This is a genomic window from Bifidobacterium callitrichos (assembly GCF_008698085.1).
Classification (GTDB): Bacteria; Actinomycetota; Actinomycetes; order Actinomycetales; family Bifidobacteriaceae; genus Bifidobacterium; species Bifidobacterium callitrichos.
In genome coordinates this window covers 136,182-159,889 of sequence record NZ_RZJP01000001.1, presented here as the reverse complement: position 1 = coordinate 159,889, position 23,708 = coordinate 136,182, and the positions used below count along the sequence as shown (strand labels likewise).

The window sequence follows — 23,708 nt, the reverse complement described above, 5'->3', positions numbered from 1 at the left end:
TTTTATATTGAGAGGAACCAATGGAAGAACAGGAAGAGCAGAAGAACGCCGGCGCGAACGCCGCCGGTAAGGTCGACAAGGTAGGCAAGGCCGGCATCTCGATGGAGGCGCTGACCTCCCTCGACGCACCGGTGTCGTTCGTCAAGGGCATCCCCTTCGGCCTGCAGCACGTGATGGCGATGTTCGTCGCGAACCTCGCCCCGATCTTCATCGTCGCGTCGGCCGCGAAGATGAGCCCCGCCCAGTCGGCGGCGGTCATCCAGGCCGGTCTGCTGGTGGCGGGTCTCGGCACCTGCCTGCAGCTGTACGGTGCGTGGCGCATCGGCTCGAAGCTGCCGATGGTCACCGGCATCTCGTTCACGTACGTGGCGGCCGCGGTGGCGATCTGCGCGGACAAGGGCTACGGCGCGGTCGTCGGCGCGGTGATCGTCGGAGGCCTGCTGGAACTGGTGCTGGGTCTGACGGCGCAGTACTGGCGCCGGTTCGTGCCGCCGATCGTCTCCGCGATCGTCGTGACCTCGATCGGTTTCTCGCTGCTCAACGTGGGCGCCACCTCGTTCGGCGGCGGCTCCGGAGCCAAGGACTTCGGATCGTGGCAGAACCTCACGCTGGGTCTGATCTCGCTGGTCGCGTGTTTGGCGTTCCAGCTGCTCATGAAGGGCACGGCCAAGCAGCTGTCCGTGCTGTTCGGCCTCGTCGTCGGCTATGTGGCGGCAATCTGCATGGGCAAGGTCGACTTCTCCGGATTCCAGCATCTCGCGATCGTCTCCGTGCCGCAGTTCATGCCGTTCAAGCCCGAGTTCGACCCCGGCGCGATCATCTCGCTCGCCCTGCTCTACGTCGTCTCCTCGGTCGAGGTGCTCGGCGACACCGCCGCCCTGACGAAGGTGGGTCTCAACCGCCTGCCCACCGAGAGGGAGACCGCCGGTGCGATCGCGGGCGACGGCCTCATCTCCTCGGTGTCCGGCCTGTTCGGCTGCCTGCCGCTGACCTCATTCGCGCAGAACATCGGCCTTGTGGCGATGACCAAGGTCGTCAACCGCAAGGTCATCCTTTCCGGCGGTCTGATCCTCGTGGTGGCGAGCTTCGTGCCGGCCATCGCCGAGGTGTTCAACTCCCTGCCGCAGGCGGTGCTCGGCGGCTGCACGATCATGATGTTCGGCAACATCATCCTCTCCGGCTTCCAGATGATCGCCGAGGCCGGTTTCACGCAGCGCAACATCACGATCGCCGCGCTCTCCTTGACGATCGGCATCGGCTTCACCCAGGTGAGCGACATCTTCGCCCAGTTCCCCGCCCTGTTCCAGCAGATCTTCGCCTCGAACTGCATCGCCGTCGCATTCGTCGTCGCTGTGGTCCTGAACGCCGTCCTGCCGAGCGAGGACCACTTCCTCTCGGCGCCGAAGGAGCAGGAGGCGTAGGAAACACTTCCAACCTATTCGAATAAAGGGGACACACATGGTGTCCCCTTTTCATTACTTTGCCCCAGTCACATGGTCATCTTTCAGATCACATCATTCTATGAGCTTCACGTATTTGGTTCGCATGCGCATCGCATGAAGCAATGCAGGGCCTTTCGATGTGTCGACCACGATGACTTCCAGCGGTATCCCATCCGGCGATATGCCGAGATTGCGTGCGTACCATCATATATTCCGGATTCGTGAAGTATCATCGACGATACAATCCAAATTCGCAGCATTTGCGAGCGCCCAGCCGTCGGCGGCCGAATAGCTCGAAGGCCGAGATCGACAGGCGAATAAGAATCGACAAGAAGAGAGCGACACATGGCCACAACCACGAACAACACGGCAGCCAAGGAACGCATCTACCCCGAGGTGGGGGCGGCGCTGCTTCAGGCGCGCAAGGAGTGCGGGATGACCCAGCAGCAGCTGGCCGACGCGACCGGGGTCTCGCGCATCACGATCCAGCGCATCGAACAGGCCCACATCAACCCGTCGTTCCGTTCGCTTGAGGCCCTCGCCCATGGCATGGGCCGCAAGCTCACCATCAGCTTCGACCCTCTGGACGAGTAGAACCCCGAGCCCCTCAGGACGCTCAGGACACTCAGGACTGACGACGCATCGATCACGCTGACGGAGGCAGGTGCAACGCAGGAATCCGCAGCACGGAGTCAACGGAATCATTCGCATCACCTCCATCAGCCACCACTCGAGCGATGAGATCACGAAGATCCGTCAGATCATCATCCATCGATTTGCGCGAAGCGCGGATCATCCATGTCCCATCGATGTGCCTCCAGTCGAGAGGATGCCCGGCCTCCCGCGCAATCAGCGTCCAGAACAACCGTTGAGTACGGCCATTCCCTTCTCTGAATGGATGAATCCGGTTCACCACGGCAAAATGGATGGTCAACCTTTCGACAAACTCGTCGATCTCCAGCCCTTTAAGCATGTTGTCTTGCTCATGCAAGGTCTTCGACTCCAGTCGCATCTCATATTCGATTCTGGACGCATCAGCAAACGCATGAGTCGAATCAGCTTCCTTGCGTAGGTTGACTGTTCGAATACTGCCCGCCCACGGATAGATTCTGGAGAACAACTGACGATGGATCTCCTGCAACTGTGTTAAATCACCGGTATTCTCAGGCGGATCGGATTCCAGCACTGTTTCCATGATCGTCACCGCGCTCGCTTCCGCCTGATCCAGCTCATCCTGGGTTCGCGCATTGACCAGATTCTTCAGCAGACCCGTCTCTGGATCGAAATATGAGTTCCAAAGCAGGCGTTGTAATTCAAAGGCGACTATCGAAACCACGCTCCACAAGCTCGTCGGCTCCGATCACGCCGTCAGCGTATTCCCGAAGCAGTCCCAGCGTTCGGTCATCGGGCATGGGAAGCCCTTCCATCAGAGAATTGTGTATGGCGAAGGACACGGCACGCCGGCGCTCCGATAGCACACCACCACTAGGAATTGCCAATGACTGCGACATGGCGTTCTCCTATCCTCGACAGCAATTGAATACATCCACGATACCGCCAACGTTGTCCATCAATGCTATTGCAGGCACATTGGAAACACGGTGACGGGTTATCCGCTCACTATCTACCGCTCGATGAGCGGAATTCAAGTCGCCAGAGTTATTGACATATCGCCGGGGTTGTCCACAGGCGTCGACAGGTCTTTCCGGGGTTTGCGAAGCCTGCGGTATGTTGGGAGTCGTGGCGGGAAGAAGCCAGACACCCGCCAATCGCGCACCATCCGGCATCGCCGGATACGCGGGCACCGAACATCACCGGAGTCATCCGGGAGACATCCGGAAGTCATCCGGGCAAAGGAGCACATCGTGAGGATCTACAATTTCACCGACAACGACGATGTCGACATCGTCGCACGGCAGGGCGCATTCCAGGTCATCGAATGGAAGCGGGACCTGTCCGTCGACTACGGCGGCGCGGCGGCCGCCTACTTCGCGTCCGAGATGAACGTGCGACGCCGTCAGGTGGTGTGCACGCTCGACGGAAAGATCGGCATCACCGTGCAGGCCGGCGCCATGCAGTGGACCGCCGGGCGCATCCAGGCCACCACTGGACTGAAGGGCGTGGGTGACTTCCTCGGCAAGATGGCGCGCGGCGCGGTCACCAAGGAATCGGCGATCAAGCCCGAATACCAAGGTGTCGGCATGCTCGTGCTCGAACCGACGTACCGGCACATCCTGCTCATCGACCCGACGCAGATGGGCGGCTCGATGACCGTCAACGACGGCCTGTTCTACGCATGCGAATCGACCGTGCAACAGCGGGCCGTGATGGTCTCCCGCCCGAGCGCGATGGTCGCCGGCGGCGAGGGCCTGTTCAATCTCGCGTTGCAGGGGCAGGGCACGGTCGCGTTGGAATCACCAGTCCCGGCGTCGGAACTCGTCACCATCGATCTGGAGGACGACGAGCTGAAGGTCGACGGCAATTTCGCCATCGCGTGGACCACGGGACTCCAGTTCACGGTGGAACGCTCCGGCAAGACGCTGATCGGATCTGCCGCCAGCGGGGAGGGCCTCGTGAACGTGTACCGCGGCACCGGCCGCGTGCTGCTCGCACCGGTCGCCTCCCCCACCTTCAACCCGAACGCCGGCACCGGCACGGCATGAGACCTTGTCCCCGCACCACGGAGATGGGCGGCTCCGGTACGCTCCCCGTGGCCAACTGACGCAAGACCCCGTTCCCCGTACGCTGACGTCACCTCAGTGCACGAGGAACGGGGTCTTATCGATGCCATCCCCCGTGTTCGTACGCTACGCAGTCGCAGACGTACGAATACGGGTGGTGGGGGCCCAATAGCCACCGGCGACGTACGCTCACGGAACCTCAGCGTACGGGAATCGGGAGATGGACGCGCAAGGCCACGAAGAACGCACGCCGCCGTGGCCGATGAGCCGGAACCTTTCCTCCTACTTGTGATAGAGGCTCACGCGTTCGTACTTGGGCTCGCAGGAGACGTTGATGCCGAGCTTGCGGTAGAGTGCCTCGTCGGCCGCCGAGATGATGACCGAGAAGAACGCGTCGCAGCCGCGCAGGCGCTCAAGGCCTGCGATCACGCGGGCCGCGGTCTCGTCCGTCGAACTCGTGATGGACAGTGCGATCAGCGTCTCATCGGAATGCAGACGGCGGTTCACGCTGTTGAGGTGTTCGGTCTTCAGACGGCAGATCGGTTCGATCGCCTTGTCGTCGATCACCAGCAGATCGTCGTCCACGCCGGTGACAGCCTTGAGCGCGTTCATCAGCAGTGCGCTCGCCGCGCCGAGCAGCGTGCCGGTCCTGCCGGTGACGACCCGGCCGTCGGGCAGCACCATGGCGCCGGCCGGGGCGCCGGTCTCCTGCTCGCGGCGCAATGCCGCAGCCCGCGCCGGGGAGAGATCCTCGTCGACGCCGGCCTTCTTCATGATCGAACGCAGGCGCTCGACCTGATCCTCGCCCTCGCCGGTGCGCTTGAACTGCACGGCCGCGGTGAAGTAGCGGCGCACGATCTCGAGATTCGCGGCCTCGCGGCACGCCTCATCGTCGCTGATCGCATAGCCGACCATGTTGACGCCCATGTCGGTGGGGCTCTGGTAGGGGCTCTGGCCCATGATCCGCTCCATCATGGCCTTGAGCACCGGGAACGCCTCGACGTCGCGGTTGTAGTTGACGGTGGTCTCGCCGTGCGCCTCCAGCTGGAACGGGTCGATGATATTCGCGTCGTCCAGGTCGACCGTGGCCGCCTCGTAGGCGATGTTCACCGGATGGTTGAGCGGCAGGTTCCACACCGGGAACGTCTCGTACTTCGCGTACCCGGCCTTCACGCCGCGACGGTGCTCGTGGTAGAGCTGCGACAGACACGTGGCGAGCTTGCCGGAGCCCGGCCCCGGAGCGGTGACGACGACGAGCGGACGGCTCGTCTCGATGTAGTCGTTGCGTCCGTATCCCTCGTCCGAGACGATGCGTTCAATGTCATGCGGATATCCGGCGATCGGATAGTGCAGATAGCAGGTGACGCCCAGCTGGGCGAGACGACGGCGATACGCCTCGGCGGCCGGCTGACCCGCATACTGGGTGAGCACCACCGAGCCGACATGGAAGCCGCGCGAACGGAAGACGTCGATCAGACGCAGCACGTCCTCGTCGTAGGTGATGCCGAGATCGCCTCGCGTCTTGGCCTTCTCGATGTGGTTCGCGTTGACCGCGATGACGATCTCCACGTCGTCGACGAGGCTGGAGAGCATGCGGAACTTGACGTCCGGCTCGAATCCGGGCAGCACGCGCGCCGCGTGATGGTCATCGAACAGCTTGCCGCCGAACTCCAGATAGAGCTTGCCGCCGAAGCGGTCGATCCGCTCGCGGATCCTCGCGGCCTGCATCTCGATGTACTTGTCGTTGTCGAATCCCTGTCGCATGTGCTGTGGCAACCTTTCGAACGGCGCGAACTGAACGGAAGAATTATAGATGAATTCTCCATGAACCGGACGTTCGGGAGGGTCGGAACGGGGTGCGAGGGCGCAGGCGTGCGGCACAATGGTGGCAAGGAGGCCCCGCCATGGTCGATGACTACACCGCGAAGATGACCGAGCTGATCGAGCTGATGCGTGCGATCGGCAACGATACGCAGCAGTGCGAGGTCAAGGAGTGCAAGCGCAAGATCTCCTCGACCATCACGGACACCCTGTCCGCGTTCTCGAACGGTTCGGGCGGCTGGATCATCCTCGGCCTATCCGAGAAGGAGGGGTTCACACCGGTCGAGGGCTTCAACGCGCGCTCCATGCAGGAGGCGCTGAGTCAGGCATGCGAGAAGATGACCCCGGTGGTCCGTCCGGTGATCGTCACCTGCCCGTTCGAGGGGACGAATCTCGTGTTCGCGCGCGTCGACGAGATGCTGCCGCGCGACAAGCCATGCTTCATCACGGCGCTGGGGCCGCACACCGGCTCCTACATCCGCACCGGCGACGGCGACCGGCGCATGACCTCCTACGAGGTCGACAGGCTCATCGAGGAGCATCTGCAGCCCACCTACGATGTGGACATCGTGTCCGGCGCCACGCCGGACGATCTCGATCCGACGCTGGTCGACGGCCTGCTCACGCGGGTGCGCGAGCAGCATCCGCATGTGTTCGCCGGACGCTCCGACACGGACATGATGCTCGATCTGGAGATACTGCGCCACGACGATTCGGCAGCGGAGACCCTCGGGGTCGGCGGCGTCCTCAGGCCCACGCTGGCCGGTCTGCTCGCATTGGGCCGCTATCCTCAGAAGTTCTATCCGCGCCTGTCCATCTCGATCGCCGTGTTTCCCGGCACGGACCGTGACGACGTGTTCCGCGGCGACGAGCGTCTCGTCTATTCGGGCAGCGTGGTCGGATCGATCCCGGTGATGATCGACGACGCGGTCGAGTCGCTGATGCGCTGGATCGGCGCTAAGAAGCCCGACTATCCGCCGACCGTCCTGCGCGAAGCGATCGCGAACGCGCTGACGCACCGCGACTACTCCCCCGACGCGCGCGGCACGCAGGTAAGGATCAACGTGTTCACGGACCGCATCGAGATCACGAACCCGGGCGGCCTGTTCGGCACGGTCACGCATGACGTGCTCGCCAACCCGCATCCGGTCACGGGCGTGCCGTTCGTCTCCACGAGGAACCAGTTCCTGTTCACGCTGCTCGAGTCGACCCCGTATCCGAACGGCGGCTACGTGAACCCGGAGGGCGGCGACGGCTACCAGAGGATCGCGGCGACCCTGCGCGAGGCGGGGATCGAACCGGCGACCACGCGCAACACGATCAACACGTTCACGATGACGATCACACGGCATCGCACCGCCAAGCGGGGGTCGACAGGCGACGTGTCGAAGGCGATCCTCGACGTGCTGGAACGCCATTCGGCGATGAGTTTAAAGGAAATCCTGCGCGAACTGCAGCTGACGCCGCTGGCGGCGACCTCCGGCATGCGCGAACTGCTCAAGGAAGGTCGGGTCATCCAGGTGAGGTTCCGGGACGACCCGACCCAGCGCTACCGGCTCAAGACCGCGTGAGCGGCCATGTGACTTCACGCCTCGGTCAGCTGCGTGGTCGTCGAGGCGAACGACGCCGGGCGCAGGCGCCTGACGCGTCCGACGGCGAGTCCGATGCAGACGAACGCCACGGCGAACAGGGCGACGATGCCGATCGACAGTCCCCAGCCGATCGCATCCACGCCGGAGGCCGACGCCGAGCCGATGCCGAGCGCGTCGTCGATCGAGGCGCAGTACCACCAACCGGGCAACATCCGGCCGATCGCGATCATCGGCGCGGGCATCAGGTCCAGAGGGAAGGTGACGCCGGAGGTGAACAGGATGACCAGTCCGAACACGTTCGCAAAGCCGTTGGCCATGATGTCGTTGAACCCGCATTCGCCGAGCAGGAAACCGCAGGCGACGGTCATCAGCGCGTACACGCAGGTCGACGTGACAGTCATCGCCACGCCGGTCGGAGCGAGCGAGCTCGGGTCCACGCCGGCCGCGGCCATCATCGCAAGGACGATGGCGAAGTAGCCGGCCACGACGACCAGTGCGAACCCGCACAGGGTGGCCATGCGCTGCAGGCTCATCGTCGAGGAACGCTGTGGCGAGGCGTACAGGCGACGGCGCGTCTCGCCGGCATTGAACACGCCCAGCACGAGGGAGGTGCAGACGGTCATGGCGAGGAACAGCGGGTAGAGCACGACCTCCATCAGACCGCCGAATCCGTCCGCGGCCCGGTCGGGCGTACGTTCGGTGGTGGAAGTGGAAGCATCGGCGGCGCTGTGGTCGACGGCGATCGCGTGGTTCTCGGCCTTGTCGCGGGCGGTGTCGACGGCGCGTTTCGTCGCCGCCTTGAGATCGTCCATCGCGAGGTTCTTGAGAGTGCCTTCCGGCAGCTGATCGGGGGTGATGCCGCCCGATTCGGCAAACTCGTCAAGATCGGAACCGTCCAACGTGAAGCTTCGCGGCATGCCGTCGGGGATGGCATTGGGCTGAGCGGAGGCTCCCGCGCCCGTCCCGCCGAACCGCGCGGCCAGCTGCGCGGGGTCGACCGTGACGTTGCCGCCGATCAGCGCGGTGCGGGTCAGGGACAGGAAGCCGCTGACGTCCATCGAAGCCATCGCGCCCAGTCCGGACGTGTAGCTGGTGACGGTCTCGACCTCGGGCGTCTTGCCGCCTTCCGAGGAGACGGAGGCAACCAGCCCGTCCGCGTACCCGTCGGGGATGATGACGATCAGGTCCACCCAGTTCGAGGCGACCGCCTGCTGCAAGGTCTCGGGATCGTCGTCGAGGTCAGTCAGATCGTTGTCGACGGCGAGGTAGGCGCGCATCGCGTCGGCCACTCCCCCGCGGTTGGCGTCCCTGTCGATGACCGCCACGTCGGCTTTGCCGGGAGTGTAGGTGTCGCCGACCGGGCGGTTCCCGGACAGTTCGGAGCCGCCGAGCGCGAGCATCATGACGCCGATGCCGATCAGATAGACGAGGATGTAGATGCGGTGCGCGATGAGCACGCGCAGCGTGGCCTTACAGGTGTTCATAGCGTTGCTCCTTGAGCATCAGGGCCCCCACGGCGAGGAACAGCACGCTCATGGCGAGGAGCACGCCGCAGGTGACGAGGAACGGACGGTAGCTGTCGAAGTAGAGGATGTCGTAGAACAGGTTCACGACCTGTTGGGTGGGGTTGACGAGGGCGAGCACGGGCAGGTTGCGGGCGATCCAGTCGCTCAGGGACATCGCGAACGCCCCGTACAGGCCGGAGAACAGCGACAGGGTGCAGGCGATGGCGTTGGTCATACCGACCTTGACCCCATGGGAGAGTTTCGGTATCGCGCCGATCATCGTGCCGAACGCGCAGGCCATGAACGAGGCGACCGCCACGGCGAGGACGGCGGCGGGTTCGCGCCCGCCGAACGGCACGTCGAGGACGTAGCGGATGTAGGCGAACGCGACGAGCAGGCAGACCGAGGCGCACAGCCAGCTGGCGAGGAACCCGGCGATGAACTGCCGCGTACGGCTCAGCGGCGCGATCGAACGGCGTATGCCCAGCGCGGACAGGTTGGCCTGCGCGGTGACGACGGCCCTGATCGAATAGGACATCGCCATGATGCAGGCCATGGCGAGCAGCGCGTAGAAGTACCGGGTGGAGATGCCGGGGGCGGAGTTGGTGAGCGTGGTCTCGCGGGTCATGCCGGTGGTGGCGCCGAGGGACGTCCAGAAGGCTCGGCTGGTCGCGGCCCAGGGGTTGTCGGCGATGAGCTTGCGGGTGAGCGTGTCGGTGCGGTTGTACAGGCTGATGGCGCCGTCGAGAGCCGAAATGGTGATGGACTTGCCCGAGACCGCCGCGCTGGAGCCGTCCATGCCGACGACGGTGCCTGAGTCGAGGGTCAGGGTGATGCGCCCCTGCTTGTCGACGGTCAGGTAGCCGTCCGCGTCGCCCTTCGAGATAAGGTCGCGGGCCTTGTCGACCGAGTCGGCGGGGGTCGCGTCGAGCAGGGGCTGGCTGATGCCGGTGGTGTCCTTGGCTTCGCCCGACAGCGCGTCGATGAATGCGGCGGCTCCTTTGGCGTTGTCCCAGTTCGTGTCCTGGACCGTGGCGAGGGGCACCGCCTTGAGTTCGTATTGCTCGCCGAGATCGGCGAACATCATGTTGAACAGGGTGGCGAGCGCCAGGGGGAAGACGATGAGCCAGAACATCGACGCTTTGTCCTGCAGGTTCGTTCTGAGGGTCATGACGAAGGTGGACCACATGGTGCGTCTCCTTTCCGTGTTTCCGTGAGATGTGTGGGGTAGGTGCGTGAGGGTGGGAATCAGTCGCGCAGGGCCGTGCCGGTCAGTTCGAGGAACACGTCGTTCAAGGTGGGCGGCCGGCTGGTGAGGTGGCCGATGCTTGCGCCTCCCGCACGCAGCACGCCGATGAGGTCGACGAGGTTGTGTTCGCCCCGCCGGCAGGTGACGTCGAGTTCGCGGCCGTCCCATGCGGCGTCGGTGACGAAGCCGAGCGCGCGTACGGCGGTGAGGGTCTCGTCGCCCAAGTCGAGGGTCTCGATGGTGATGCGTTCGCCGGTGTCGATCATGTTCTTCAGTTCGTCGGCGGTGCCGAGGGCGAGGTGCCGGCCGTGGTCCATGATGAGGATGCGGTCGCAGATCTCCTCGACCTCCTCCATGTAGTGGCTGGTGTAGATGATGGTGGCGCCGTCCCGGTTGAGCCGCCGGATGCCTTCGAGGATCGCGTTGCGGCTTTGCGGGTCGACCGCGACGGTGGGTTCGTCGAAGAAGATGAGGTCGGGCCTGTGGGCGATGCCGCAGGCGATGTTGAGCCTGCGCAGGAGTCCGCCGGAGAGTTTGCCGGGGCGATACTTGCGGAATTCCCTCAATTCGGCGAAGTCGATGGCCTGTTCGACGAGCGGGGCGCGTTCGGCCTTCTTCGGCACGTACAGGGAGCAGAAGTAGTCGATGTTCTCCTCGACGGTGAGCTCGTTGAAGACGGCGACGTTCTGGGGTACGAGTCCGATGCGGCGTTTGAGCGCGTAGCTGGTGGGCGTCATGGGCTCGCCGAAGACGCGGATGGTGCCCGCCTCGTAGGCGAGCAGGGCGAGGATGCAATTGATCGCGGTGGTCTTGCCGGAGCCGTTGGGGCCGAGCAGGCCGAAGATCTCTCCCTGGCGCACGTCGAGGTCGAAGTAGTCGAGCGCCGTCATGTCGCCGTAGTGTTTGACGAGCTTGGAGACGCTGACCGCCGGGGTCGTGGTGTTGGTCGTCATGTCCGCTCCTTTCCTGTCTGGGTTGGTTTCATCATGCCGTCCGGCGGGGTGTCGGGGCCACCGGCAAACGTCACGATCGGCCCAAGGCGCGATGACATTTGTCACGGGTTGCGATCTTCGCGAGTCTGCCCCGATCGGGCGGCTTGATGCGGGTAGGCTGGTGGTGATGGATGCGTCCCCCTCCGACGCGGGAACCGAGGCGTGACCGGAGAGGAACGGGACGCCGGGCGAGCCGAAGCGGGGTGAGGGCGTATGCGTGCGATGGCCGAGAAGGCGCTGCTGGCCGTGCTGGGCGTGGTGCTGGCCGTGGTCGCGCGCATGCCGGTGGATGCGACGCTGGTCGTGGCGCTGCTGACCGCGATGTCGGTGACGAGCGTCGTCGTGTGGATGCCGTCCACCCGGCTCGCATGGCTGTCGACCGCCATGTTCGTGATCGTTGCCGCATTCGTGCCGGTCTGGCGACTGTTCCTGCCGTTGGCCGCGTATGACGAGGCGCATATGACGCTGCCGGATGTGCGACCGGCACGTTCCGGTGCGTGGCGGGACGCCGTCGTGTTTCGTGCGATTCCGCTGCTGCGGTGTCTGTGGCTGCTGCCGATGATCCCCTTGGTCGCGCCCCTCGTCACGGCCGGCGGGCCGGGGCGGGCCGGCGCGGAATCGTCCGGTCTTGTCGATTCGGCCGGTCTGGCAGGCATGTCCGCCCCGGCCTTCGTCGGGCTGCTCGTCATCGTCTCATGCGTGGGATGCGCGCTGGGGTTCGAGTCGCGCGCCGTCTCTTCGCTGCACGGCGAGACGCGGCGGTTGCGGGACGACGCGCGCGAACGCTCCCGCGCGACCCGCATCCGGCTGGCCGACGTGATCGAGGAGCGCGCGCAGTCGGTGCGCATGGCCACACTCGGCGAACGCACGCGCATCGCCCGCGAGATCCATGACAACGTCGGCCATCTGCTCACCCGCGCGATCATGCAGGCGCAGGCGTCGCGTGCGGTGGCCGAGGCGACCGGCGACGACATGGCGGCGCAGGGGTTCGGCGCACTGTCCTCCACGTTGGACGACGCGATGACGATGGTGCGCCGGTCCGTGCACGATCTGGAGGACGACGGCACCGATTTCGCCGCGCAGATCGACGCTGCGGTCCGATCGTTCGACGGCGTCTCCCCCGGTTTCCGCGTCTCGTTGACGAACGACATCACCGATGCGCCGGCGCCGGTGGCCCGCTGCTTCGCGACGGCGATCCGCGAGGCGCTGTCCAACGTGGTGCATCACAGCGACGCGCACGAGGCGCAGGTCACGCTGCGTGACCTGCCGGCCCTGTGGCAGCTGGTCGTTCAGGATCCGGGGCCGGCGTCGGCAACGAAGCCGTCCGAGGATTCCGCCCCCGCCGTTCTTCGGGACCGTCGGGGGCTCGGTGACGGCGAGCAGGGCCGTGGCATGGGGGTCGCGGACATCGAATCGCGGGCGCGGGCCCTGGGAGGCACGGCCCTGTGCGGACCGTACGGCGGCGGGTGGCGCGTGTTCGTGTCCCTGCCGAAGGCGCGGTGGGACGCGCACGCCGGCGATCGCATCGAAAAGCACGCGAACAGGGACACCAAGGACAAGCAGGAAGGGAGCGCATCGTGAGCGTCGCGATCGTGGATGATGATCCGATCGTCTGCCAGTCGCTGCAGACCATTCTCACCGCCACCGGCGCGGCGGAGGTGCTGTGGACGGCGAACGACGGGCAGGCTGCCGTATCCCGGTATTTCGATTCCCCTTCGGACAGGCCGGACGTGCTGCTCATCGACATCCAGATGCCCGGCATGGACGGGCTGGATGCGGCGCGTGCGATCCTTGCGCGCGATCCGGCGGCGCGCATCCTGTTCCTGACGACGTTCGCCGACCGCACGTACATCGCCCAGGCCATGGCGCTCGGCGCCAGGGGGTATCTCATCAAGCAGGACGTGGCCGCGGTGGCGCCGGCGATCCAGTCGGTGATGGCCGGACAGGTGGTGATGGGATCGGACGTGCTCGGCAAGCTCACCGATGCGGTCGCCTCATCCGGCAATTCGAATGGCGCCACGGCGAGGGCGGAACAGGCCTCCGGCGCATCAGTCGGGAACTCCCCCGCGCTGGACGGACCGGTCAACGATCTTACCGATCGCGAGCGCGAGATCGCCTCTCTGGTGGCCGAAGGACTCGACAACCGGGACATCGCGCATCGGCTGTATCTGAGCGAGGGCACCGTGCGCAACCGGGTGAGCGCCCTGCTCGACAAGCTGGGCCTGTCCAACCGCACCCAGCTGGCGATCCTGTGGATCAACGCGCACCGGTAGGAGGGAATCCAGAAGGGAATCGGCCTTCGGCCGAGCCGCTCACATGAAGAGGAACCAGGAGGCGACGTCCCAGCGGATGCGCACGGGCATGTTCATGCCGTCTGCGAACTGCTTGAGGAACAGGAACAGGAACGCGAGCGCCACCGCAATCGCGAACCCGCCGAACATGAGCCGCCGCAGCGTGTCATGCGCGTCGAAGACGCTCGCCTGCGCATCCGGATCCGGCACGACGTCCGCGGCGGCGTAGGCATCACCGACGGCGTTGAGCTCGGTGTCGAGCGCGTAGAGCACCGCGAGCACCGCGATCATGATCATCCATGCGAAGTCGATCTCGTACCGGTAGTCGACGCCGGTGATGCGCGCGTTGATGAGGAAGGCGAGCAGAGCGCTCGTCAGGGCCCCGGCGACGAGCCCCGTGGCCCTGACCCGTCGTGCGAGCGGTCTCCACAGGACGATGGCGAACAGGATCAGGGCGAACGGCGCGTCGGTCATGAACCATCCGCCGAAATGCGGATGTTCGGAACGCCACGTGGTCAGCGGGATCGCATCCCATCCGACGAACGGGAAGTGTGCCGTCAGGTTCGGCGGCTGGAACAGGTAGTGGAAGACGAACGCCGGATACTGGGTGAGCGGCGCGTGGAAGTGCGTCATGTCGTATCCGGTGAGATTGTGGGTGGCGCCGAAGTTCGTCGGCGAGCCGAACCGGACCATGTTGTACGCGAACTGCGGCGCGAACACGAGCAGGTACGGCACGATGGCGCACGCCCATACCGCAGCCTCCCGTACGAGGCCGCGGCGGTCGGCGAGTCCGCCCCGCCACAGTCGCACGATGTCGTCGGCGAACAGGGGTATGGCGAATAGGGACGCGAGGATCACCTGCGGACGGCAGGCGATGGTCAGGGCCATGAGCAGCGATCCTCCGACGAGGAACCGCAGGTCGAGGCCGCGCAGTCTCGCCTCGATCCACAGGCAGATGCCCCCGGCCGCGCAGGCCACCGCCATCTCCTGCGGGATCTGGTAGAACAGACCCAGCTGGATGAGCATGGCGATGCCGTTGCCGAGCATGATCATGACCATGCCGAGCATCACGGCGCCGAGCGAGACGGGGCGCCGGCGCGCGATCAGACGGGCGATCTGAATGACGAGCAGCGCGCATGCGACGGATGCGAGCAGGGCGCTGATGGCGACACCCGCGTTGGTGGGCAGGCGCATGCCGGTGACGGCCTTGAACGGGGCGAACAGGAGCAGCGCCGGCAGGACGCCGAAGTAGCTGTAGTATTTGCCGTCGTGGAAGGCCACGTCGAAGTAGATGGGCGTCTCGGGGTGGTTCAGCGCGAGCAGCGTGCGCGAGCGCGTGTCGTACGGGTTGGCCATGTCGGCGAACGCGCTGTTGACTGGATAGTCGAGCCATGGGCGACCGTGGAGGATCGCGTCGGCGAGCCGCTGGTACTGGTCGGTGGCCTGATACGTGGCGTAGAAGTCCCAGTAGACGGGGTCAGGGCTCTCCTGCGGCGCGGCCATCGCGAACAGGGCGAGCGGCGTCAGACAGGTGAGCGCCGCGCATGCGGCGAGCGGCACGATGCAGGCGCGGCCGCGGCCGAAGGGCGTGCGGTAGAGGCGCGACGAGGGACGGAACAGCACGATGAGCGCGGCGATGATGATCTCGACCGCCAGTCGCAGCGGCTCGAATCGCAGCGGCACCCGGGGGTTGACGGTGATGGGGTTGTACGGGATGACCGTCCCCTTGTCCATCTGGTAGCGGATGCGCACGCGGGTGGCCCGTCCGCCGACCCTCGAATAGCGTGACGCCTCGGACGAGGGCGAGTATCCGACGTCGGCGTTGGCGTCGTACCAGCCTCCGTCGGTGTTCTTCGCGGTGGAGATCCGCCAGCGTACGGGATCGCCCTGATGGGGGTGTTCGGAGTTCGTATGCCCCATGTACAGGTATTCGATCCACTGGTCGGAGGAGATGTCGCGCCACGCCTGATCGGGGTCGGTGACGACGGCGATGCCTCCCTCCTCGACCACGAGTCCGGTGCCGACGCCGTCATCATGCGCCTCGACGGGATGGGCTCCAAGCGTCTGCCAGAACGGCAGGTTGAAGACGAACAGTTCGAGGATGACGACGACGATGGCCGCGATGACGGCCGCGGCGTGTCTCCTGAAGGCGCTCGTCATGGCGGCGCGAGGATCGCCCTGCGGGTTCATCGGGCGGCTCCATCGATGCCGGCGGCACCCGACGCGGCGCCATTCGTGGCGGACGACGCGACGGTCGGCATCCGCCGCACGCCGTCCTCGCCGCGCGAATGGCCAAGGCCCGAGGCGAATTGCCTGATCTGCGTGAGGTCGAGGATGCCCATGGCGACGAGCAGCGTCAGATATGCGGCGTATTCGAGCGCGTATACGAGGACGAGCACGATGAAGTTGCGGGTGGGCAGCACAGCGCCGAGCGCCGCCATGACGATCCACAGGACGACGTTGACGCCGACGGCGCGCCACGCGGTCTTCGACATGACGTCGCCGAACCTGCGACGCACCTGGACGTAGGAGACGGTCATCGTGGCGAACGTGGAGGCCATGCTCACGCCGGCCACGGCGGTGATGCCGCCGAAGCGCGCGGCGAGAACGAAAGCGACGACCACGACCGGCAGGGAGATGCCGGAGAGCACGTCGGAGAACCGCGTGTCCCTCTCGGCGTTGAGCACCATGTTGAGCATCACGGTGGCGCCCATGAAGAAGCTGGAGAGCGACAGGCACGACAGGGCGGGGGCCGCCACGGCGAACTGCTGCGAGTAGAAGGACGACAGGAGGTTCGTGCTCGTCGCCGAGATCGACACGGCCATCGGCAGGATGAACACCACCGCCAGCAGGACCAGTTCGCGTGCCTTGCCGAGCGCCTCGTCGCGAAGTCCCTGGCCGATCAGGCCGGAGACGACGGGCAGGATGATCACGGCGAACGCCTGCAGCAGATAGTAGGTGGTCTTGCCGAAGTTCATCGCGCCCGTGTAGAAGCCGGCCATCCCGTCGGGCAGGTTCGCCTTGACGACGAGCGTGTCGGCGCTGAGCACCAGGGACGCCATGATGAAGAACAGGGAGAACGACAGCGTGCCGTGCGCGGCCTGACGCCAGCCGATGCGCGGCGCGCGCGATCCGTTCCCATCCTCTCGCTTCAGACCGATCAGATGGGGGGCGAGCATGAGCATGCCGAGCACGATGACGAGGACCATCGATGCGCAGTAGCCGACCTCGACGCCGATGACCGGGCGGTCGGGGAACACGAACATGATCAGCGGGATCGTGCCGAGCTTGATCAGCGGATACAGCGTGGACAGGAGCGCGCTGTGGCCGAAGCGCCTGAGGCCGTCGTTGATGCCGAGCATCACCACGTACAATCCGTTGGCCGGCACGAGGAAGGCGGCCAGACGCATGTACAGGTCGAGGGAGCGGTCGCCCAGCACCCGGCCGAACACGGGGGCGCCGGCCACGTCGATGAGCACGAACACGGCCACGATGCCCATCTGCACGGCCAGGGTCTTGACGATCAGGTCGCGCGGGTCGTAGCGTCCCGCCGACAGGGTGCGTGACAGTGACTGGCGTGCGCCGTTGGACACGAACAGGTATTCGATGTCGAGCACGGTGATCACCGTGCCGACCACTCCATAGGCTGCGGGCGAAGCGAATCCGCCGAGGAAGAAGTGGATCGCGTAGCCGCTGATGAAGAACGCGAGGTTGCTGATGAGGTTCAGGATGAGTCCGCGATTCATCGGGCGTTTCCTTCTTTCTCTTGCTTTGGATTCGATGCGTTCGACGTGTTCGGTGCGCATGCGCACAGGGCGAGCGTGAACGGGATGACGACGAGCGCCCACAGCATGTATCGGCTCGCCGTGGGCTTGAGCGGGACGGAGATGGCGTTGGGCAGCAGGGAGAGCAGCGACCAGACCAGTGGCGCCGCGTAGACGGCCGGCAGCGCGGTGCGCATTCCCGGCGCCTTCGATCCGGTGCGCGCCCGTGGCCGCGCCAGACGGAACAGCAGGAACATGGGCGCGACGAACGTCCACAGTGCGGTGAGCGTGAGCACGTCGAGCACCGGCATCGACTGCCAGAACCCCCACAGCGCGTAGGCGCGCGCCTGTCCGTCCGGATTCGACCGGTACGGGGGCATGCGGGAGAACGGCGGGCTGATCGCGTTGGCGATCTGGAACCAGATGCGGTTGGCCGTCGCCCGCGTCGCGGCCTGCGCAAGCTCGTCGAGGCCGATCCCCCGGTCGGTGACGTTCAGCGGCGTGCGCTTCAACGCGAACCATCCCGATTCCAGAGCGGCGAACGCCTGTATGTAGGAGTCCGGATGCCGCAGACCCATCGAGGCCCATGCCCTGAGATAGTCGCCGACGCCCGTGGGGTCGCGTAGCGAGTATTGGATGATCGGATCGGCGAGATACGGGTTGTAGCGTGCGGCCATGTCCTCGAACGGCACGTGGTTGACCCGGTCGATGGCGGCGCGTTCGGCGTCGGTCACGTCGTCCGGGTGATCGAGCGCGTACCGTGCGGTCATCTGCATCGGCACGACCAGCAGCTGGTTGCGGTCCTCGGGCACCACGTGCAATGGTCCGCGCACGGCGGCGGGGAACACGATCATGGCGATGACGGCCGTCACGGCCGCGCAGGAGATGGCGCGCAGCCGGTCCGCGCGCGTCGGACCGTCATGCCGTCGCGCAGTGAGTCCGACCCGAGTCAGCGGCAGGCAGCACAGGGTCAGCACCGTCACGTACAGGCCGGTCATCGTGGTCAGGGCCGCGAGGATGGACAGGATCGTCAGGCCCATTGCGAAACGGGGCGAGCGCAACGACTTCAGACGGGTGCGCGCGGTCTCGGCGACCATCACGAGCCACGGCACGAACGCCAGCAGATGCAGGGAGTCCTTGACGATCGACATCATGAAGATCGGGAACGCGGGGAACAGCGAGAAGAACGCGAAGAGCGCGATCCCCGCGGCACGCCCCGCCCCCGGCCGGCCGACGCGCGCCACGTATCGGCATACGCCCGTCAGCTCCAGCGCCATGATCACGCATTGCGCGAGGATGTATGCGCTGATGCCGGTCTGATAGTCGCCGGCGAGCGCGTCGCCCAGCCGGGCGAGGGATCCGAAGACGATGGTGTCGAGGACGGGGTGGTGCGAGGAGATCGCACCCGCGGGCTGCCCGTATGCCTCGATGCCGTACCATTGGGCGATCTGGTCGCCGGTGTCGTACCAGATGGTGCCCGGGTACATCATGACGATGATCGGGCTCCAGCACAGGAGCATGAGGAGGGCGGGAACGACGAGACGACCCACGGGCGGCAGCGCGTGATAGCGGTCGGTGACGGCGGATGCGGCGCGGCGGAACGCGGCGGCGAGGTTCGCGAGACGGCCGACGTGGCGCTCGTCGCCGCGCCGCATGGCACGGGGGACGCCGGGTTCGGCGGGCGTCATCAGCGCCTCGCCGAGCAGGAACGCGACGAGCAGGACGACGGCGACGAGGATGGTGCTGCCGACGAAGCTAAGGTCGAACGGGCCGATGGACGCCACGGTGGCTGCCTCGTCCGCGGCCGTCACGATCGCGCCGGATACGAGGCAGATCGCCGCCTGCACCGCCGACGGCGATCTGAACCTGCCCACAATCATGATTACGACGATAGGGGACGTCTCTATCCTCAGGCGTCCAATTGGCCCATTGTTCACCGAGCGGTGTCATTGCGGTAACGCTCGGCGGGCATGTCCGCCGGCGTTTCCCTCCCGGGCGTTGGACGAGCCGTCGGACGGGCGGCCGATGCGCCGGCCTCGCATGGCGATCCGCCCGATATGAGAAAATAGACATGGTGTCAATATTCAGTGTTCGTGATGTTCCTGAAACGGGATTCTTGAATGGAGGTACCCCATGACCCATGACGGCAGGATCGATACGATGCGCATTGACGGCGCGACGGACGCTCGGACGGGATCCGAACGGACCGGATCGCTGCCCGACTGGGTGCGTCACGGAATCTTCTGGCACGTCTATCCGCTGGGATTCTGCGGATGCGACATCCGGCCCCAGGGACCGCGCGAATTCCACGGACGCGGACTCGACGCGCTGATCCCCTGGCTCGGCTACGCGCGTGACATGGGCGTCTCCGGTCTGTTGCTGGGGCCGATCTTCGAATCCGACACGCACGGCTACGACACGCTCGACCATATGCACGTCGACGTGCGTCTCGGCGGCGACCGCGCGTTCGACGCCCTGGCCGATGCCTGCCGCGACATGGGCCTGTCCATCGTCCTCGACGGCGTGTTCAACCACGTCTCGCGCAATCATCCTGCCGTCCGCGCGGCGATCGACGAGGCGTCCGGCAGCCTCTCCCCCGATGACGAGCCGTGGCGCGGACTGGTCCGGGCGAGGCTCGACGCCGCAGGAGCCCCCGTTCTGGACGTGTTCGAGGGCCACGACAGGCTGGTCGACCTCGATCACGACAGTCCCGCGACCGTCGACTACGTCACCCGCGTGATGAACCACTGGCTTGATCGGGGCGCCTCGGGATGGCGCCTTGACGCCGCGTACGCGGTGCCGACCGGCTTCTGGGAGAAGGTGCTGCCGCGCGTCAGGCAGGCGCACCCGTACACGTGGATCTTCGGCGAGGTCATCCACGGCGACTATCCGGCGATCGTGGAGCGCTCGACGATGGACGCGGTCACGCAGTACGAGCTGTGGAAGTCGATCCAGCATGCGCTCGAGACCGACAACTTCTTCGAACTTGACTGGAACCTCACACGCCACAACGCGTTCCTCGACGCGTTCGTGCCGCAGACGTTCATCGGCAACCACGACGTGACGCGCATCGCCTCGCAGATCGGCGCCGACAAGGCGGCGCTCGCCCTCGCGGTGCTGATGACGGTCGGCGGCGTGCCGAGCATCTACTACGGCGACGAACAGGGCTATGTGGGCGTCAAGCGCGAGGTGCTCGGCGGCGATGACGACATCAGGCCGAAGTTCCCCGACTCCCCCGACGAGCTGTCGAGGCTCGGCGAGCCCGTCTACCGTCTGCATCAGGCGCTGATCGCCCTGCGCAGGCGCAACCCATGGCTGCTGGACGCGCGTACCGAGAAGGTGCTGTTGGAGAACAGGCGGTTCGTCTACCGTTCGATCGCCGCGGACGGCTCCGACCGGCTCACCGTCGAGTTGGACATCGAGTCGAAGCCGTCCTTCGAGATCCAGGACGCATCCGGCATCGTTCTCTACCGGTACTGACGGCCGCGGCGACGCCCTGCAGAACCCCTGCCGGCCGTCTCGCGCTTCGCGCCGTAGCGCGCCTCCATGCGTCGTTCGTGGCGCTTGACCGCCTCGGAACGCTCATCGGTGATGATGCGGTTCTCGTCGTGGCGGTGGATGCGCTTGCCGCCGTTGGCGTTGGAGGCGGATCCGGAACGCGGCTTCGAACCGTGCGACCGACGACCTGAGACCGTATCGGCCCCCCGACGGGAATCACCGCGACGTGCCTCGGCCCGGCCGCGGTCGCGACGCCGGCGTTCCGGCCGCGTCTCCCCCGGCTCCTTCGCATCCGCTCGACCGCTATCCGCGCCGTCCGTCGACGACGTCCTGGGCATGTGCGCGAGCGCCTTGGCCCGATCGGCGCGTGCCGGTCCGGCCGACCTGACGGTCTTCGCCGCGCCGGATCTGCCGGATCTGCCGTTTCCGGCGTTTCCGCCGCCACGCGGGTCGACGGCCGGTTGCGTCTCGTCGAGGCTCCAGTCCTTGACGATCGGGGCCTTGACCCCCATGAGCTCCTTGACCTCGTCCGAGGAATGCGTGACCTTCACCGGCCTGACCGTGATTCCCGCGGCCTTGAGCAGTCGGGAGACCTCGCGGCGCTCGTAGGGCAGCACGAGCGTGACCACGTCGCCGGCGCGGCCCGCTCGCGCGGTGCGGCCGGAACGATGCGTGAACGACTTCGGGTCGGCGGGCGGGTCGACCTGGACGACGAGTTCGACGCCGGAGACGTCGATGCCGCGCGCCGCCACGTCGGTGGCGACCATCACGTTGACATCGCCCTGTTCGAACGCGGCGAGGTTGCGGTCGCGCTGGTTCTGGCTCAGGTTGCCGTGCAGCTGGGCCGCGGGCACGCCGCTGTTGGTCAGGCTCTTGGCGAGCTTCTTGGCCTGGAACTTGGTGCGGGTGAACAGGATGCGTCGGCCCGTGCCTGAGGCGAGCTGGCGGACCACCTCGAACTTGTCGGCCTTCTCCACCTCGAACACGTGCTGGGTCATGAGGTCCGGCTCGGCGTTCACGTCGTCGACGCTGTGGGTCTTGGGGTCATGCAGGAACTCGCGCACCAGCTCGTCGACGCCGTGGTCGAGCGTGGCGGAGAACAGCATGTGCTGGGCGTCGTCCGGAATGCGCTTCAGGATGCGACGCACCTGGGGCAGGAAGCCCATGTCGGCCATCTCGTCGGCCTCGTCGAGCACGACGATCCTCACGTCGGACAGGGTGAGCAGACGCTGATTGAGCAGGTCCTCGAGACGCCCCGGGCAGGCGACGACGATGTCGGCGCCCGCCATGAGGTCGCGCACCTGACGGTTCTGCTTGACGCCGCCGTACACGGTGGTGGTGGTCATGCCCGCCATCTGCGCGAGCGGCTGGATGACCTCGTTGATCTGGTTGGCGAGTTCGCGCGTCGGCGCGAGGATGAGACCGCGCGGATGCGGGTGGAAGCCGCCGGCCTCGCGTTCGGCGAGATGCTCCCGGCGGATGGCCTTGACGTTGCGGCGGTATTCGGCCATCGGCATGCCCGGCTCCCACGCGGCCTCCATGAGACGCGCGGCGAGCGGGATCGAGAATGCGAGGGTCTTGCCGGAGCCGGTGCGGCCGCGGCCGAGGATGTCACGGCCGGCCAGCGAATCGGGCAGGGTGTCGGCCTGGATGGGGAACGCCTCGCTCTTGCCGTCGGCGGCGAGCACGCGCAGCAGCGGGCCGGGTACGCCGAGATCGGCGAAGGTGGGACGGTCGTCGCCCGCTGTCTGCGCGGCGGACGGTACAGAAGAATCGGTAATGGGCACAGTGGCCTTTCATATGTAGGGAAAAATGCGCGTTCGGCGCAAACTCCCCTACATTACCCCATGCTCAATACTTTTGCCGTCACCGGTAGTTGCGTTCGATGAGGATGTCGGAGACGGTCAGGTTGGCGTCGTTGACGAGGTTGAACAGGATCACGTCGGCGAGCTCGCCGGGGTCCATGAACGTGTGCTGCTTCTCCTCGGACACGTAGTCGTGGCTGTCGCGGTAGAAGTCGGTGTCGATGCCGCCGGGGTACACGCCGACGATCTTGACGCTCGTGCCCTTGTAGGCGGCCTTGAGGCTCTGCGTGTAGCCCTTCTCGCCCCACTTGGCGGCGCAGTAGACCGATTCGTTGGCGTTGCCGCGTGTGGCGGCGGTGCTCATCACGTTCGCGATCTTGAGGTCCGTCTCGCCGTCGGCCTTCAGCGTCTCGACGCTCCACAGGATCATGCCCTTGAGGCCCTTGAGACAGCGGTCGACGTCGGCGCCCTCGTAGGCGGTGGGCGTCTTGAACGAGGGCTGTCCGGCGTTGTTGATCAGCAGGTCGATGTGGCCGAGGCCCGCGATCTCGGCGATGGACGTCTTCACGAACGTCTCGTCGGACACGTCGCCGACGCAGGCGCGGTACGAGTCGGCGGTCAGCTCGTCGGCGAGCGTGGCCTGCCGTTCGGCGTCGAAGTCGATGCCGGCCACGAACCAGCCGCGTTCCGTAAGGCGTACGGCCAGTTCGCGGCCGAGTCCCGAGGCGCTTCCCGTGACGATCGCGATGCGCTTGCCGTTCGTTGCGTGAGCCATGATGATTCCTGCCTTCCGACGTATCCGTCCGATGGTGTGATTGTCATGGTCAGCGTATCGAAGCGTTGAGACGCGCGTCTCAGACGATCTGCGAGGCGGATGCGGGGATCCACATCGCGAACCAGTTCTCCTCGTCGGGGCGGGCGATGTGGTCGGCGGTCCAGCGTCGGCATGCGGCGAAGAACCCCTGCATGAGTTCCGCGTATGCCGTCGCGAGACGGGTGAGCGGGGTTACGTTCGTGTGGATGTGTGCTGCGGTCATGGCGGTCGATGCTCCTTTGGACATTGGTGCG

At 65.9% G+C, this 23,708-nt stretch carries 19 protein-coding genes; 7 read left to right on the top strand and 12 right to left on the bottom strand.

Features of this window, described 5'->3' with window-relative positions; translation table 11 throughout:
- Positions 1-101: 101 nt before the first annotated feature.
- Positions 102-1,421: a nucleobase:cation symporter-2 family protein gene (locus tag EMB92_RS00715; RefSeq protein ID WP_150393892.1), complete on the top strand. Its 1,320-nt coding sequence runs from the start codon at positions 102-104 to the stop codon at positions 1,419-1,421.
- A 366-nt stretch (positions 1,422-1,787) separates the two neighbouring features.
- The gene (locus tag EMB92_RS00705) at positions 1,788-2,036 is read left to right on the top strand and encodes a helix-turn-helix domain-containing protein (protein WP_150393443.1); all 249 of its coding nucleotides are present in this window, start codon (positions 1,788-1,790) and stop codon (positions 2,034-2,036) included.
- A 52-nt stretch (positions 2,037-2,088) separates the two neighbouring features.
- Here EMB92_RS00705 and EMB92_RS00700 read toward each other — a convergent pair whose 3' ends face one another.
- Positions 2,089-2,778, bottom strand: coding sequence for a Fic/DOC family protein (locus EMB92_RS00700; RefSeq protein WP_150393442.1), 690 nt, complete (start codon positions 2,776-2,778; stop codon positions 2,089-2,091).
- Positions 2,756-2,854, bottom strand: coding sequence for a hypothetical protein (locus tag EMB92_RS11870; protein ID WP_395951506.1), 99 nt, complete (start codon positions 2,852-2,854; stop codon positions 2,756-2,758). Before EMB92_RS11870 ends, EMB92_RS00700 begins: the two co-directional genes overlap by 23 nt.
- A gap of 453 nt (positions 2,855-3,307) precedes the next feature.
- Here EMB92_RS11870 and EMB92_RS00695 point away from each other — a divergent pair, with 453 nt between their 5' ends.
- Positions 3,308-4,105, top strand: coding sequence for an AIM24 family protein (locus EMB92_RS00695; protein ID WP_223847488.1), 798 nt, complete (start codon positions 3,308-3,310; stop codon positions 4,103-4,105).
- A gap of 300 nt (positions 4,106-4,405) precedes the next feature.
- On the opposite strand, the gene EMB92_RS00690 is transcribed toward EMB92_RS00695, so the two are convergent.
- Positions 4,406-5,887: a DUF1846 domain-containing protein gene (locus EMB92_RS00690; protein ID WP_150393441.1), complete on the bottom strand. Its 1,482-nt coding sequence runs from the start codon at positions 5,885-5,887 to the stop codon at positions 4,406-4,408.
- 140 nt (positions 5,888-6,027) lie between these two features.
- On the opposite strand from EMB92_RS00690, the gene EMB92_RS00685 reads away from it, so the two are divergent.
- A complete protein-coding gene (locus EMB92_RS00685; protein ID WP_107043998.1) occupies positions 6,028-7,515 on the top strand; it encodes an ATP-binding protein in 1,488 nt (495 codons plus the stop codon).
- Positions 7,516-7,529: 14 nt separating this feature from the next.
- Here EMB92_RS00685 and EMB92_RS00680 read toward each other — a convergent pair whose 3' ends face one another.
- The 3 genes from EMB92_RS00680 to EMB92_RS00670 are packed head-to-tail and all read right to left on the bottom strand — an operon-like array spanning position 7,530 to position 11,243.
- The gene (locus EMB92_RS00680; RefSeq protein WP_150393440.1) at positions 7,530-9,020 is read right to left on the bottom strand and encodes an ABC transporter permease; all 1,491 of its coding nucleotides are present in this window, start codon (positions 9,018-9,020) and stop codon (positions 7,530-7,532) included.
- On the bottom strand, positions 9,007-10,230 hold the full coding sequence (locus EMB92_RS00675) for an ABC transporter permease (RefSeq protein ID WP_150393439.1): 1,224 nt from the start codon (positions 10,228-10,230) through the stop codon (positions 9,007-9,009). The genes EMB92_RS00680 and EMB92_RS00675 overlap by 14 nt, the downstream gene beginning before the upstream one ends.
- A gap of 59 nt (positions 10,231-10,289) precedes the next feature.
- Positions 10,290-11,243 (bottom strand): ABC transporter ATP-binding protein, encoded by a 954-nt coding sequence (locus EMB92_RS00670; protein WP_150393438.1) that lies wholly within the window; start codon positions 11,241-11,243, stop codon positions 10,290-10,292.
- Positions 11,244-11,495: 252 nt separating this feature from the next.
- Between EMB92_RS00670 and EMB92_RS00665 the strand changes: the two genes are divergently transcribed.
- Together EMB92_RS00665 and EMB92_RS00660 are read left to right on the top strand one after the other, a co-directional pair.
- Positions 11,496-12,863, top strand: coding sequence for a sensor histidine kinase (locus EMB92_RS00665; RefSeq protein ID WP_150393437.1), 1,368 nt, complete (start codon positions 11,496-11,498; stop codon positions 12,861-12,863).
- Complete coding sequence (locus EMB92_RS00660; protein ID WP_150393436.1) at positions 12,860-13,555, top strand: response regulator transcription factor; 696 nt, start codon at positions 12,860-12,862, stop codon at positions 13,553-13,555. Before EMB92_RS00665 ends, EMB92_RS00660 begins: the two co-directional genes overlap by 4 nt.
- Before the next feature lie 39 nt (positions 13,556-13,594).
- Here EMB92_RS00660 and EMB92_RS00655 read toward each other — a convergent pair whose 3' ends face one another.
- Genes EMB92_RS00655 through EMB92_RS00645 form a run of 3 tightly spaced genes read right to left on the bottom strand, consistent with a single transcriptional unit; the run spans position 13,595 to position 19,217 of the window.
- A complete protein-coding gene (locus EMB92_RS00655; RefSeq protein ID WP_150393435.1) occupies positions 13,595-15,763 on the bottom strand; it encodes a hypothetical protein in 2,169 nt (722 codons plus the stop codon).
- Positions 15,760-17,319 carry an MATE family efflux transporter gene (locus tag EMB92_RS00650; protein WP_150393434.1) on the bottom strand — a complete coding sequence of 520 codons (1,560 nt, stop codon included), beginning with the start codon at positions 17,317-17,319 and terminating at the stop codon, positions 15,760-15,762. Before EMB92_RS00650 ends, EMB92_RS00655 begins: the two co-directional genes overlap by 4 nt.
- Complete coding sequence (locus EMB92_RS00645; protein ID WP_150393433.1) at positions 17,316-19,217, bottom strand: DUF6020 family protein; 1,902 nt, start codon at positions 19,215-19,217, stop codon at positions 17,316-17,318. Before EMB92_RS00645 ends, EMB92_RS00650 begins: the two co-directional genes overlap by 4 nt.
- Before the next feature lie 280 nt (positions 19,218-19,497).
- On the opposite strand from EMB92_RS00645, the gene EMB92_RS00640 reads away from it, so the two are divergent.
- Entirely contained in the window at positions 19,498-20,817 is a 1,320-nt protein-coding gene (locus EMB92_RS00640; RefSeq protein WP_190973550.1) for an alpha-amylase family protein, read from the top strand.
- On the opposite strand, the gene EMB92_RS00635 is transcribed toward EMB92_RS00640, so the two are convergent.
- From EMB92_RS00635 to EMB92_RS00625, 3 genes are all read right to left on the bottom strand, one after another.
- Entirely contained in the window at positions 20,805-22,622 is a 1,818-nt protein-coding gene (locus tag EMB92_RS00635; RefSeq protein ID WP_150393431.1) for a DEAD/DEAH box helicase, read from the bottom strand. The genes EMB92_RS00640 and EMB92_RS00635 overlap by 13 nt on opposite strands.
- Positions 22,623-22,701: 79 nt before the next feature.
- A complete protein-coding gene (locus tag EMB92_RS00630) occupies positions 22,702-23,415 on the bottom strand; it encodes an SDR family oxidoreductase (protein WP_150393430.1) in 714 nt (237 codons plus the stop codon).
- A gap of 79 nt (positions 23,416-23,494) precedes the next feature.
- On the bottom strand, positions 23,495-23,677 hold the full coding sequence (locus EMB92_RS00625) for a hypothetical protein (RefSeq protein ID WP_150393429.1): 183 nt from the start codon (positions 23,675-23,677) through the stop codon (positions 23,495-23,497).
- Positions 23,678-23,708 lie beyond the last annotated feature (31 nt).